The organism is Corynebacterium tuberculostearicum (assembly GCF_022347385.1).
Lineage (GTDB): Bacteria > Actinomycetota > Actinomycetes > Mycobacteriales > Mycobacteriaceae > Corynebacterium > Corynebacterium tuberculostearicum_M.
This window is the reverse complement of sequence record NZ_JAKRDT010000007.1, coordinates 129,600-142,597: the sequence shown is the minus strand read 5'-3', so window position 1 is coordinate 142,597 and position 12,998 is coordinate 129,600. Positions and strand designations below refer to the sequence as shown.

The window sequence follows — 12,998 nt, the reverse complement described above, 5'->3', positions numbered from 1 at the left end:
CGCAGAACTTACCGAGCGCTACCAGATCACCCTGAATCGCAAGACTGTGGCTAAGCGGATGCGCCTGATGGGAATTGAAGGGATTTCACCGCGTGCCTTTGTCCCGGTGACAACGATTCAATCCAAGCGTAAGTCAGCTCTTCCTGACCTGGTCAAGCGCATGTTTGATACTGGTGAGCTCAACCGAGTGTGGATGTCGGATATTACCTACCTACGCACCAGCGAGGGATGGTTGTACTTGTGTGCGGTCCGCGACGGCCATTCCCGCAGGGTGCTGGGATGGGCAATGGATAGCGTTCAAGATACATGCCTGGTCGAACGGGCCCTGCGGATGGCACATACACTGCGCGGTGACGTTCCTGATGGGCTGGTGTTCCACGCTGACCGCGGAACGCAATTTACCAGCGAGAAGCTCTGGGAAGTCTGCCATAACCTGGGCATTGCTCAGTCTGTGGGGCGTACTGGTGTGTGCTTTGATAACGCGATGGCTGAGTCGTTCTGGTCGACGCTTAAAACCGAGTTCTACGACCGTAAGCGTTGGCCTACCCGCGATGCTGCGCGCAAGGCCGTTGCCTACTGGATGGAAGTCGTTTACAACCGTCGGCGCCGGCACTCTGCACTAGGAATGGTCAGTCCCGTCGACTTCGAAAACCACATTGGTCTAACCACCAGTAGAAAAGAAATAGCTGCCTAAGCACTAGGTAGCCCCACTACGTGTCCACGAATTGCGGTCAACCCCACATGTGCGTTACCCGCACCTGTTTCACACCCGGCAGGGAAAGACGCTCTGGGATCCGCGGGAAATCGCCGATCTGGAGCCGTTCAAGGTGTATCGCGCGCGGGGTAGCTACTTCTTTTCCGATATAAGGAAGGAACCCTACGTCACCATTTGGGAAATGCTTGACCCGCTGCCCGACCCAGAGATGGAAGAACTCTCGGCCAAGACTGCCGAACCGGTGATCCTGGAGGCCAATATCGGACAACTGGTCCTTGACCGGACGTTCCCGAGTTTCGAGGGTAAAGCGGACGACCTCGGCGTCAAGGTCAGTATGTGGTACGAGGGGCCGGAACTGCTCCTCGCGGGCCAGGGGAACATGGCGAAGAAGTTCAAGTCGGCGCTGAACTTCATCAACAACGTCCTCTCCCAGGAGTACCTCGATAAAGCGCGCATGCTGGGGGCCGAAAAAGCGCTTCCGGCCGCGAACCGGTGGCGCCACGATGTGGCCGAGGCGGAAGGGAGGCCGACACCCGCCCCGAAACTCGGGGTGGAGGACGTCTACGCCAAGCTGACTCCGACTGTGGTGAACATTCCCCACAGGGGAAACGTTGGTGTCGAGTTCGACGACGGGTACATGTTCGGAGGGCACCCCGTGACGGTGAAGACGAAGAGGGACGGAACTCCCACCTCGATCGAGATGGACGTCTAAGATGACGGTTTTGTTGGTTGATCGGCTCGGGGTATAGATCTACAGGGATATAGTTATAAGCTACCTGGGAAAATCGATAAACCCGCAGGTTGAAGTGCCTTCGGGTGGGTAAATATGCGCAGTCTTCGCTGAAGCCGTTGCAGCCAGTACCCGCTTTATTGCAACGCGGAGGTAAGACGCATGACATTATCCACGTAGCGGCGGATAAATCCGCGCTCATTCCATTCCTCAAGGGTCAGCTCGTGGCATACGGCCCGGTAGTTGGATACGAGCTGGTTGAACTGGTCAATGAGGTCTCCCTTGGCCACCAGCATGGTGGATTCGTAATTTAGGCCGAACGAGCGCGGGTCCATATTGGAGGAGCCGAACATGCACAGCGGATCGCGGCCGGGGTCATCCGGGTCGGTGATGATGAACTTGGAGTGCAGAACAAAGGGATAGGGGAATTGGTAGATGTGCACGCCCGCCTCCAGCAGCGCCTGGTAGTAGGAGGATTGGGCGTGGTTGACCATGAATTGGTCCGCCTTGGCAGAGACATAAAGTTCCACGTCCACGCCGCGGTAGCAGGCGGTGGTCACGGCCTCCAGTAGGGATTCATCCGGGACGAAGTAGGGCGAGCACAGTACCAGCCGGTCCTTGGCGTGGTGTACCAGGGAGTTGAACATGCGCAGGTTGGGCTCAGTGGTGTAACCCGGCCCGGAGGGGATTATCTGGAGGTGGTTGGCGTCGGCAGTCTGGGCGTCGTCATATGGCAGCTCATCCAGTGGCAGGTTCTCTTCTGCCTCGAGGTACCAATCCACGGCGAAGATTGCGGACATGGAGGTCACAATCGGGCCGGAAAGCTCCACCATGTAGTCAATCCAGTAGCGGTCCTTGGTCTTGTACTGGCGCTTAATCATATTCAGCGAGCCAATAAAGCCCACCTTGCCATCGATAATCACCAGCTTGCGGTGATTGCGCAGGTCAGGGCGGCGGAAGCGGCCCTTGTGCAGCTGGATGGGCAGCATGAGATGCCAGTCGACGCCAATCTCCGTTAGCCGCTTGCCCAGCTTGAAGTAGCCCTTGTACTTGAAGCTGCCGATCTGATCCAAGAGCAAGCGCACCTTTACACCTCGGGCGGTAGCCCTGCGCAGCGACTCAAAGAAGACGTCTGTGGTCTCATCCCAGGACTGGATGTAGATCTCGATGGATACATACTTCTCGGCGCGGTCAATAGCGGCGGCAATGGCGCGAATGGACTCGTCATAATCCGCGTGCAGGCCAAGGTTATGGCCCACCAATGCTGGGAACCCAGTCAGCTCGCGGTTAAGCCGAATAACCGACTCTACTTCCGCCGAAAGGAGGCCCTGCGGATGATCCGGGGTGCGGGCTGTGACGTTTTCAATCTTCTCATTGGCTTCTTGCTGGATGCGGTGGCGACGCCGGTTGATATACGGCGAGCCCATGAGCAAAAACAGCGGCAGGCCGATAAACGGCAGCACCAGAATTGCCAGCAGCCACGCGGTTGAACTGGAAGGTCGGCGGCCTTCGGGCACGAAGCCAACGGCAATGATCTTGATGCCGTAATCAAGGATCAGGAATACGAGCTGCCAGAAGCTGAGATCAAGAGACCAAGACATTTATCGCACGGAATTGAAATCGGGCAGATTGTAATCTGCGAGAAGCGGACAGTGATCGGAGGTTTTATCGCCGGCGCGCTCGACCATGTCTACTTGCGCGCCGGTCACGTGCTGGGCAAGCGGGGCTGAAGCCAACTGGAAGTCGATGCGCATGCCTTCGTTCTTTTGGAAGCGCATGCCCTTGTAATCGAAGTAGGTATAGCGCTGGTCCTCCGTGAACCGGCGAGTAACTTCCTCGAGGCCTGCTTCTTCCAGCATCTGGAACGCGGCGCGCTCTGGCTCGGTGACATGCGTCTTGCCACGGAAGGCCTCTATATCCCACACGTCCTCATCGCGCGGGGCAATATTGAAATCACCGCTCATAAGCAATTTGGACTGCGCATGATTTTCCGCATAGCGCGCCAAGTGATAGAGAAAGTCCAGCTTGTAGTCATAATGGCGATCCGTGATCTCGCGGCCGTTGGGCACGTAGAGTGACCAGATTTCTACGCCACGGATGCGAGCCCCTAGTGCTCGGGCCTCACGGTCTTGCGGCTTTTCTGGATCTTTGGCAAAGCCTGGCTGGCCCGGAAAGCCGATAAAGACGTCCTCGGGCTCTTCCTTGGACACAATGGCCACGCCGTTCCACTGGTTGAGCCCGTGGCAGGTGACATGGAGACCCGCATCCTCGAAGACCTCGCGTGGAAACTTATCGTCTTTCACCTTAGTTTCTTGCAGGCACAAAACGTCGATGTCGTGCTTGGAGATAAGGTTCAGCGCCCGCTGTGTGCGGGTACGGACGGAGTTAATATTCCACGTGGCGATGCGCATGCCACATAGGTTACCTGGGTAGTGAGTCAAGCTCACTACCCAGCCCACAAGGAGTCCCATAACGTTCACCGCCCAGACCGGAAGTCCGCAGCGCGGAGAGCTAGTCGCGCAGGCGGGCGTAGATGCGCCGGTGCTGCTCGATGAAGCCGAGCTTCTCCGCCAGCCGCACGCCGGCGATATTCGAGGTCGGCGCGGTGAGGTACGCGTGCTCAGCGCCGTTGTTGTGGCCCCAGTGCAGCAAATGCTGGAGCGCGAGCGCTCCGTATCCGCGGCGGCGGAAGTCCTCGGCCACTTCGATGGAAGAAAGACCCAGCCACGTGGTGCCATCGCCGGATTCGCTCAGGGTGCCGCGGGCGATGGCGACGGTCTCGCCATCGAGGACCAGGCGGCCAAAGCCGAGCGGTCCCTCGATGTGAGCGCCAAGGCTCTGCAACGCGTTGGCAGGAAGGGCATCGGTGCGGGATTGATACATCGCCAGCCACTCGTCGTCGGGCTGGGCGGTGAGGTGGAAGGTGGGGGAGGTAGAGGGGGCGTCGGCAAGCGTGGGCAGATCCCTCAGGACCATGGCGAGGATTTCTGGCTCGGTCTCCCAAGCTGGGTCGGCGAGCAGGCGCTCGGCCGGTTTGCCAATGCGCTCCGGAACCAATAGGCGCACCGGCAGATTGTGGCGGGCGTAGAAGGCCTTAATCTCCTCCAGTGGCACCGGAGTGAAGCCGGCCGAAGGGCCCACCGGCACGGCAGAGTTGGAGCGGCCGGAAACCCCGTCGCTCGCGCGCAACAGCCAGGAACCGTCGCTGGTCCAGGCGTGGTCCGTGCCAGGGAAAGCCGCGGCCGCGGCAACCTCCACGGCGCGGATATCGGAATTGCGGACCATGCGTGGAGAGAGGCGCTTGATGATCTTTAGCTGCTCCGGCGGGATCTCCACCGCCTCCAGGTCGGAGGGGTAGCCGCCGACCTCTTGTGGGCGAATGACCAGCGGGTCGAGGCTGAGTACGTGACCGATGACATCGCTATGGACGCCGCCGAAATCGCGCCGGGCCACCACGCGCTCGCCTACCTGGACGGCATCGGAGCGGAAAATGCGTGACATTAGTCGTCGTGGCCGAAGGGATCGGCGTCCTCGCCCGGTAACCAGGAGTAACCCGGCTCGGTCCAGCCGTGGCGCTTAATGGCCTTCTTGGCCTGGCGCTTATAGCGGCCGATGAGGGTATCGGTGTAGAGGAAGCCATCGAGGTGGCCGGTCTCGTGCTGCAGGCAGCGGGCGAAAAAGCCATAACCCTCGACGGAAATGTCATTGCCGTTTTCGTCCTTGCCGGTCACGCGCGCCCAGTCGGCGCGGCCGGTGGGAAAGCCCTCGCCCGGCACGGAGAGGCAGCCCTCGTCATCGGAGCCGTCGTCGGCAGGCATGGTCTCTGGAATCTCGGAGGTTTCCAGCACGGGGTTGATGACGCAGCCCTTGCGCATGCCTGCCTCCTCGGATGGCAGCTCGGTGCCATTGGGGCCATCCGTATCGGGGCAGTGGTAGACAAAGAGGCGCTTGCCAATTCCTACCTGGTTAGCGGCCAGGCCCACGCCATTGGCGGCGTCCATGGTTTCATACATGTCCGCGATGAGCTGCTGCATTTCCGGGGTGGAAATCTCGGATTCTTCCACCGGTTGGGTGGGTTCGTGAAGCACGGTCTCGCCGTGGATAACGATGGGGCGAATAGTCATGCCTTACAGTTTAGGCATGAACCCCTTGTCTGACCTAGACGCCGCCATTTTGGACTTCGAGGAAACCGCGCCGCGCAGCATCGGCCGCAAGGAAGAAGCCATCCGCGCGCAGCTGGATATCTCCCCGGTGCGCTACCACCAGCGCCTAAACCTGCTTCTCGACGCCCCCGCGGCCGCCCAATCCCATCCCCTTCTGGTTGCACGGCTGCGGCGCCTGCGCGAGGAGCGAGAAGACACGCGGCACGCCGCGCGGGGAAATACCCCAGATAGTTAATTCTGAGTACTAGTGTTGCGTATGTGACTAATGTGAATCCGGAAAATTCGACCGACAAGGTATCCGACGAAACCCGCGCCGGCTCTGCTGCCGGCGCCTCCGCTTCCAGTGCTGCTAAGCAGCGCCCCGCTGGCGGCGGCGCGCACGCTAAAAAGGGCGGCCTTCCGCTGCGCGGCCTGGCGATGGTCCTCATCGCCGTGGCCGTCATGCTCGGCCTCTGGGCTTTGTACTCCATGACCTCGGGCGACGATGACTCCACCGTGGCGTCTGAGAGCACGCAGGAAAACTCCACCGGTTCCACCATCGGTGCCGCGCCTGAAGGTTCTGCCGGCCCCGACGCCGCAGGTTCCCGTGCCCCTGGCGCGCCAGGCGCTTCCGAGGGCGCGAGCGCCCCTGCCCCCGCACCGGCGCCAGGTGAGGGCGAACGCGACGGCGCAGGCAACCCGGCCGCTTCCGGCGCTGCCGATGAGCGAGCCGCGGCCGAGGGAGATGCCGCCGCAGGCGAGGAAAACGCCCATTCCGCCGCGCGCGACCGCAACGATATTAAGGTCAGCGTCCTCAATAACTCCGGCGAGGTAGACAAGGCCAAGAAGGAAGCCGATTCCCTCAAGGGCGGCGGCTTCAAGGTTGGCTACGTGGGCAACCTGCCGGGCGATGTCCTCACCGTTCCGAAGACCACCGTCTTCTTCCCAGAAGGCGATGCCTCCGCTGAGGCTCTGGCCAAGGAGGTAGCCGCCCGCTACCAGGCCGATATCGCTCCGATGAACCGCGACCTGCCTAAGGAAGCAACCGATGACGGCGCCGTCGTCGTCGCCCTGGCGGTACCGCAGGCCTAAGCAAGCCGCGCACCTAATTTAAAGTCCAAGGCCCCCGGCCGAAGAGCAAGTACCATAGTTCTTCGGCCGAATGCCTTGGACTTTTTGTGATCTGAACTTTTCCGCGACCGCCCGTCCACCGGTGCGAACAGGTTAAATAAAATTCACGCCTTAATACCTGTCACCCGTTAAGCTGAATGGGTGAAGATCCCGGCAGAACAATTCGCCCGCTCTCCCGAACCAACGCTCGGCGTGGAATGGGAGGTGGCGCTCGTGGACCGCGACACGCGCGACCTTGTCCCGCGCGGCGCAGAGCTCATTGACCTCGCCGCTGCAGCCCACCCCGAGATCCATCTGGAAAAGGAATTCCTCCAGAACACGGTGGAGCTGGTCACCGGCATCTGCCATACCGTGCCAGAAGCCATCGCTGACCTGAACACTTCCCTGAAGGCAGTAGAAGAAGCCGCCGATAAGCTGGGCATAGACGTCTGGGCCTCTGGCGGCCACCCGTTTACGGACTTCCGCGAGAACCCGCTTTCGGATAAGCCCAGCTATCAAGAAATCATCGCGCGCACCCAGTACTGGGGCAAGCAGATGCTGCTTTGGGGCACGCACGTGCACGTGGGCGTTAGCCACGAGGACCGCGTATGGCCCATCATCAATGCGCTGATGACCAAGTACCCCCACCTGCTGGCCATTTCTGCGTGCTCGCCTGGGTGGGAGGGCCTCGATACCGGCTATGCCTCCAACCGCACCATGCTGTACCAACAGCTGCCCACCGCAGGCATGCCGTACCAATTCCGCGATTGGGCCGAGTGGCAGTCCTATATGCGCGACCAAGCCATTTCCGGCGTTATCAATCACACCGGTTCCATGCACTTTGATATTCGGCCGGCGTCCAAGTGGGGCACGGTGGAGGTGCGCGTCTCCGATGCGACGTCCAACCTGCGCGAGCTCTCCGCCATCGTGGCGCTCACTCACTGCTTGGTGGTCTACTACGACCGGCTTATCGACGCCGCGGAACCCCTCCCCATCCTGCAGCCCTGGCACGTAGCAGAAAATAAATGGCGCGGTGCCCGCTACGGCATGGATGCGCTGGTGATAACCTCCCGCGAGACCGATGAGGCCTGGGTCAAGGACGAGCTAGCGGAAATGGTGGACGAGCTTAGCCCCATTGCGCGCGAGCTGGGATGCGTTAACGAGCTCAAACTCATCCACGAAATTATCGATGGCGGCGCCGGCTATGAGCGGCAGCGCCGCCTCTTCAAAGAGACCGGCAGCTGGCGCGAGGTGGTCGAGGAGACCTGCCGCGAGTTGCGCACCTTCCGCCCGCTCTAAAGCGGCGGGCAGGCTGGCCTGGGGCTAGTCCTCAGGGCGCGAGTGGCGACCGTAGGCCGGGGTATCGGGGATATCGGTGATGTCCTGGGCCGCCGGGAACGCGCGCGTTTCCGGCCCTACCGCGGGCATTTCTGCCGTTTCATCGCTGACGGGTTGCGCTGTCCGTGAATGGCCCTGGCCCCCACGGCTCGTAGTTGTGGTATTAAACGAGCGCGCCGGGCGTGCCCCGGCCTCCGCGCCAGCGGGCTGCGCAGGCAGGTGGTGGCGGCCCGGGCTGGGCGCTTCCTCCTCCGGCTGGGTGCCAGGGATAAAACCCCACACCGCGTAGAAGGCGATAAAGAGGACACCGGCACCGGTGAAGGCCAGCATGCCCCACGGCTGCAGATCCCAGTGGTTGAGCGAGCGGCTCGCCGCAGATAGCCACACGGGTGCGGAGATGAACGGCAGGGTCACCGCACACATGGCGAGCACCGACACGAGGCCAGCGACCTGCGCGCCGAGGAAACCGTGCAGGCGCTTGCCCAGCCCCTGGTTGACGGCAACTAGCACGACGACGGCCAGCGGCACCGTCCACACCCAGTGGTGGTACCAGGAGAACGGGGAGACCAAGCAGGAGCTGATGCCGGCAAGCGCAAGTGCGGCGGAATTATTGCGGTGCTTCATCGCGGTGCGCAGCGCCAGGCAGGTCAAGATGAAGACCACGACCACGGCGGCGAGCCAGATCCAGCCGCCATCGATGCCCCATGCGCGGACCATCACCGAGCGAATCGACTGCGCGCCAGGGTTGGTGTGCTCGCCCACGCGGGAGGACTTAAAGATAGCGTCGGTCCAGAAATCGGCGGCATCCGGAATGGTCACGAAACCAATGGCCACGGTCACCGCGAAGGTAAGGATAGCGATGATCGCTTGCCACCAGCGCTTCTGGAAGAGCAAGACCAGACCCATATAGGCCGGGGTGAGCTTCATACCCGCGGCCAAACCGATACCGATGCCCGGCAAAGCGCGCTTGCGCGGGAGGATGTCCAAGGCCACCAGCAGCATCAAAAAGATGTTGATCTGGCCAAAGAATAAGGTGCCGTGCACCGGCTCATTCGCCGGGGTGCAGCACAGCAGCAAGATGCCCAGCAGCCACATTGCCGGGGAGAGCTTGAGGCCGCGCTCGCGCAGGACCAGCATAATAACCGTGAACAAGGCGAGGGCGGTGCCGCCCTGCCAGAGGAGGATTAAGGGGGCGTCGTCAAGCGTGGAAAGCCACGTGAAAAGGGTGCCGGAGAAGGGCGGATAGGTAAAAGGCAGGTCGCCGATATAGGCGTTATCGTAGAGGTCCGCGCCTTGGGCCACCTCGCCGCCGGCGAGCCAATAAATTTTCAGATCCAGGGGAACGCGCCACACAAAGGCGCTATTGCCGTCGAAGATGCTGAAGCGGTAGACGATGACGCCGATAAGAGCGGCGAGCAAAGTCACCATAGTGGGAAGCCCATAAAGCTTTTTCACGGTGAAAAGCGTCTCCTACTTGCGGCGCAGCGACTTCGCGGCGGGTCGGTCGTTGCGGGACATGGTTTCCTCGGTGCCGTACAGACCCTCACGGCGTGCAATACGCGAGGTGCGCTGCGCGGTTACCGGGCTAGTGAACATGGCAAACAGTACCAGCAAAACGAGCATTCCTAAATCCCCCCGCTCGGCAACGCTGAAGGATTCCGCGCCGGTGATGCGGATGATGGCACCAAGGATCGTCAGGATAAGGCCGGTGGTTTGCGGCTTGCTTACCGCGTGCACACGAGACATGGTGTCCTTGAAGCGGGCGATGCCGATAGCCGCCGCCAAGGTGAGGACGCTGCCGCCGATTATCAGGATGAGCGAGAGCACATCTGCGATGAAAGACCAGCTCATTGATTATCCCTCTTCCTAAACCTAGTGACAGATACGGTGGAAATGAAGCCCAAGAGCGCGATCACCAGCATGGCTGAGACCACGGTCGTGTTGAGCGACCAGCACATGTAGGTGGCCAGCGCGCATTGGAACATCGCGGTAAAGCCATCCATGCCCACCAAGCGGTCCAGCGAATTGGGGCCGGTGACAATGCGCCAGACGGTGATGAGGAAGGAGACCACCAGTAGAGCGGCGGCCACCAGCAAAATCGCGTTATAGATCTGCGGATCCATTACGGGTGGCTCCTTTCAAAGATGTCGATGAATGAGGCTTCGAGTTGGGCCACGGCACCGATTTCGCGCTGAATCTGGGCCTCATCGCGGGCGTCCAGGATATGGACGGTAATCATGCGGTTTGCAATGTCGATATCGGTCACCGTGCCGCCTGGCTGCAGGTTATACAGCGTTACGGCCAGGGAGAGTACGAACTCATTATCCAAGCGCATGGGCAGCTCCAAGATGGCGGTCTTGGGCACCGGCTGCGGGCGCACGGCCAGCCAGCCCACCTTGAGCGAGGCGTAGAACAGCTCCCAGAACCAGCGGATCATGAACGCAACGAGCTTGCCCCAAGAGACGTCGATGCCGGTGATAGGCATGGCCGGCAGCGGCAGGGCAAAGACAATGACGAAGCCAATGATAAGCCCGGCTACCAGGTTGCCCACCGTAACCTCGCCCATGAGCATGCACCACATGACTACCAGCCAGACGATGAACCACGGGCGGAAGCGGTGGCGCAGGCCGGAAAAGCGCGTGTTAGTCATCGCTAATATCCTTCCTCTTGGCGGCGTCCGGGGACTTTACATCCGTGGAATGCGAATCGCGGCCGCCGGCTTCTGGGTCGGTGCGGGCATCTAAGCCCGGTGAGGCCGGAGGCTCCGCCTCGGGGGAGGGGTTGCGGCGATTTTCATAGGAGTCCGCGCCGCCGGTGTAGCGCTCCTTCTGGTTGAGGTGGCGGGTGGGATCATCCGCGCGGTCGCCCAGCACCGCGTACTGGTAGATGGACGTATCTTGTGCGGATTCGGCAGCGCGGGTAGTCACGCCGGACATTGGGCCGGCCAGGAAGGTAATGGACGTAGACGCGGCCACCAGCAGGGTAGTAGACGCAATCATGCCAAAGGGCACGCGGCCCACATCCTGGCGGGAGGAAAATTCCACCTCATCGGTGATATCGGAAAGCGGGGCGGGGCGCGCGAGCGCCATGTTGCCTTCCGGGGCATCGGCGCGGTCGCGCTGGAAGCCCTTGGCCCACACCAGCATCATGACGTAGAGGGTCAGCAGCGAGGTAACCACCGCACCGACGATGAGCACCCATGCCATCCAGGAACCTTCATTAGCACCGGCCTGCAGCAAGATGACCTTGCCCAAGAATCCGGAGAACGGTGGGATGCCACCCAGGTTAATGGCCGGGATGAAATACAAGATTCCGATCAACGGGGCCGAGTACATTAGCGAACCCAAGCGGCGTAGCGACGAGGTGCCGGCCTGGCGCTCAACGAGTCCGACCACCAGGAATAGCGCGGTTTGGACCAGAATGTGGTGCACGGCGTAGAAGATGGCGCCGGACAGGCCCTGGGCGGTGCCGAGGGAAACACCGAAGATCATGTAGCCAATGTGGCTAACCAGGGTAAAGGATAAAAGGCGTTTAATATCGGACTGCGCAATCGCGCCTAAGATGCCCACCAACATCGTGGCGAGGGCGACCCACATGAGCACGGTATCGAGCCCACCGGCGGTGAAGACGGAGGTGCGGGCGCGGATAATGGCGTAGACACCGACCTTGGTCAGCAGGCCGGCGAAGACGGCCGTGACTAGCGACGGCGCTGTGGGATACGAGTCCGGCAGCCAGGCGTCCAGCGGAACCACGGCCGCCTTAATACCGAAGGCGACGAGCAGCGTGGCAAAGATGGCGATGCGAGTTCCCTCCGGGATGTCCTGCATGCGCTGGCCAATCTGGGCCATGTTCATCGTGCCCACGGAGGAATACACAAAGCCCAACGCGAGCAAGAAAATCATGGACGAGGCCATCGACACCATCACGTAGCCCACACCGGCGCGCACGCGACCGGCCGAGGCACCCAGGGTCAACAGCACATACGACGCCACGAGGAAGACCTCGAAGCCCACGTAGAGGTTGAAGAGGTCGCCGGCCAAGAAGGAGATATTAACGCCCATGGACAGCAGCATGTAGGTGGGCAGGAAGACGGCCACCGGCTCGTCCTTGGTGCCATCGCGCACGCCCTGGGAAATGGCGTACCAAATGACAGAAAACAGCACCACGGAGGACGTAAAGAGCATCACCGCAGAGAGGCGATCCGCCACAAGCGTGATGCCCACTGGGGCGTCCCAGCCACCTACCTGCAGCGTTTGGATGCCCTCAAAATCTGCAATGAGGATGAGGGTGGCATTAACCACTGCGGTAATGAGCAGCGAGAAGAACACGATCTGGCGCTGCGCATTGGGGATGCGGCAAAAAATTAAGGCGAGGGCCGCGGCCACCGCCGGGATGATAATGGGCAGCGGAATGAGGTAGCCGATGTAGGGAAAGAGGACATCGACAAGCGGCTGTACGGTCTCACTCATCGTGGGCCCCCTTTACTGGTTGCTCGAAGGATTCGGGTCCGAAGTTATCGCCTTGCTTGGTGGCGCGGCCCGTGGTCGGATCATTGGACTCATCGTGGTCCGGGTTGGCGGCCGCATTGCCAGGGCGCGCAGCCTTAGCCGCAATCGCGGTATCCTCCGCGTCATCTTCAATGACATCGTCCGTGCGGTAGCGGTACTGGCGGTAGGCCAACGTAAGGATGAAGGCCGTAAGTGCCATGGAGATAACGATGGCGGTAAGAATCATCGCCTGCGCCAGTGGATCCGCAATCTCGGCGCCGTAAGGCTCCGACTCGCGGCCGTCGATAGGCGGGGAACCGGCCGAGCCGCCGGACTGCAGCAGGAAGAGGTTGGCTCCATTGCCCAGTAGCAACAAGCCCAACATCATCTTGGTCATGGTGCGGTCTAGCAGCAGGTAGACGCCTGCTGCAACGAGTACGCCGGCGGCCAGGAGGAGGAAGAGGTTGGCTTCCATT

General features: G+C 61.2%; 15 protein-coding genes. 5 read left to right on the top strand and 10 right to left on the bottom strand.

Features of this window, described 5'->3' with window-relative positions; genetic code table 11:
• Window positions 1-694 (top strand): IS3 family transposase (locus MHK00_RS05920; protein WP_436232070.1); only part of this gene is annotated, 694 nt, incomplete at its 5' end.
• A 49-nt stretch (window positions 695-743) separates the two neighbouring features.
• On the top strand, window positions 744-1,427 hold the full coding sequence (locus MHK00_RS05915; protein ID WP_250410834.1) for a DUF2262 domain-containing protein: 684 nt from the start codon (window positions 744-746) through the stop codon (window positions 1,425-1,427).
• Between the two features lie 155 nt (window positions 1,428-1,582).
• Here the strand turns inward: MHK00_RS05915 and cls are convergent, their stop codons facing one another.
• From cls to MHK00_RS05895, 4 genes are all read right to left on the bottom strand, one after another.
• The gene (cls, locus tag MHK00_RS05910; protein WP_005325597.1) at window positions 1,583-3,046 is read right to left on the bottom strand and encodes a cardiolipin synthase; all 1,464 of its coding nucleotides are present in this window, start codon (window positions 3,044-3,046) and stop codon (window positions 1,583-1,585) included.
• Complete coding sequence (locus MHK00_RS05905; RefSeq protein ID WP_005325598.1) at window positions 3,047-3,856, bottom strand: exodeoxyribonuclease III; 810 nt, start codon at window positions 3,854-3,856, stop codon at window positions 3,047-3,049. It lies immediately after the preceding gene.
• A 100-nt stretch (window positions 3,857-3,956) separates the two neighbouring features.
• Entirely contained in the window at window positions 3,957-4,946 is a 990-nt protein-coding gene (locus MHK00_RS05900; protein WP_250410833.1) for an N-acetylglutamate synthase, CG3035 family, read from the bottom strand.
• A complete protein-coding gene (locus tag MHK00_RS05895; protein WP_200435706.1) occupies window positions 4,946-5,569 on the bottom strand; it encodes a peptide deformylase in 624 nt (207 codons plus the stop codon). Before MHK00_RS05895 ends, MHK00_RS05900 begins: the two co-directional genes overlap by 1 nt.
• Between MHK00_RS05895 and MHK00_RS05890 the strand changes: the two genes are divergently transcribed.
• The 3 genes from MHK00_RS05890 (at window position 5,568) to MHK00_RS05880 (ending at window position 7,996) form a co-directional block, all read left to right on the top strand.
• Window positions 5,568-5,843, top strand: a complete 276-nt coding sequence (locus tag MHK00_RS05890) for a DUF3263 domain-containing protein (RefSeq protein WP_250410832.1) — start codon at window positions 5,568-5,570, stop codon at window positions 5,841-5,843. The genes MHK00_RS05895 and MHK00_RS05890 overlap by 2 nt on opposite strands.
• 23 nt (window positions 5,844-5,866) lie before the next feature.
• Window positions 5,867-6,679 (top strand): LytR C-terminal domain-containing protein, encoded by an 813-nt coding sequence (locus MHK00_RS05885; RefSeq protein WP_244261939.1) that lies wholly within the window; start codon window positions 5,867-5,869, stop codon window positions 6,677-6,679.
• A gap of 180 nt (window positions 6,680-6,859) precedes the next feature.
• The gene (locus MHK00_RS05880) at window positions 6,860-7,996 is read left to right on the top strand and encodes a glutamate--cysteine ligase (RefSeq protein WP_250410831.1); all 1,137 of its coding nucleotides are present in this window, start codon (window positions 6,860-6,862) and stop codon (window positions 7,994-7,996) included.
• 24 nt (window positions 7,997-8,020) lie between these two features.
• Here the strand turns inward: MHK00_RS05880 and MHK00_RS05875 are convergent, their stop codons facing one another.
• Genes MHK00_RS05875 through MHK00_RS05850 form a run of 6 tightly spaced genes read right to left on the bottom strand, consistent with a single transcriptional unit; the run spans window position 8,021 to window position 12,997 of the window.
• Window positions 8,021-9,490, bottom strand: a complete 1,470-nt coding sequence (locus MHK00_RS05875; protein WP_250410830.1) for a glycosyltransferase 87 family protein — start codon at window positions 9,488-9,490, stop codon at window positions 8,021-8,023.
• A gap of 15 nt (window positions 9,491-9,505) precedes the next feature.
• On the bottom strand, window positions 9,506-9,886 hold the full coding sequence (locus MHK00_RS05870) for a monovalent cation/H(+) antiporter subunit G (RefSeq protein ID WP_049360307.1): 381 nt from the start codon (window positions 9,884-9,886) through the stop codon (window positions 9,506-9,508).
• Window positions 9,883-10,158, bottom strand: coding sequence for a monovalent cation/H+ antiporter complex subunit F (locus MHK00_RS05865; protein ID WP_049360305.1), 276 nt, complete (start codon window positions 10,156-10,158; stop codon window positions 9,883-9,885). Before MHK00_RS05865 ends, MHK00_RS05870 begins: the two co-directional genes overlap by 4 nt.
• Complete coding sequence (locus tag MHK00_RS05860; protein WP_049360302.1) at window positions 10,158-10,685, bottom strand: Na+/H+ antiporter subunit E; 528 nt, start codon at window positions 10,683-10,685, stop codon at window positions 10,158-10,160. The genes MHK00_RS05865 and MHK00_RS05860 overlap by 1 nt, the downstream gene beginning before the upstream one ends.
• The gene (locus tag MHK00_RS05855; protein WP_049360299.1) at window positions 10,678-12,504 is read right to left on the bottom strand and encodes a Na+/H+ antiporter subunit D; all 1,827 of its coding nucleotides are present in this window, start codon (window positions 12,502-12,504) and stop codon (window positions 10,678-10,680) included. The genes MHK00_RS05860 and MHK00_RS05855 overlap by 8 nt, the downstream gene beginning before the upstream one ends.
• Window positions 12,497-12,997, bottom strand: a complete 501-nt coding sequence (locus MHK00_RS05850) for a Na(+)/H(+) antiporter subunit C (protein WP_200435710.1) — start codon at window positions 12,995-12,997, stop codon at window positions 12,497-12,499. Before MHK00_RS05850 ends, MHK00_RS05855 begins: the two co-directional genes overlap by 8 nt.
• Window position 12,998: the final 1 nt, after the last annotated feature.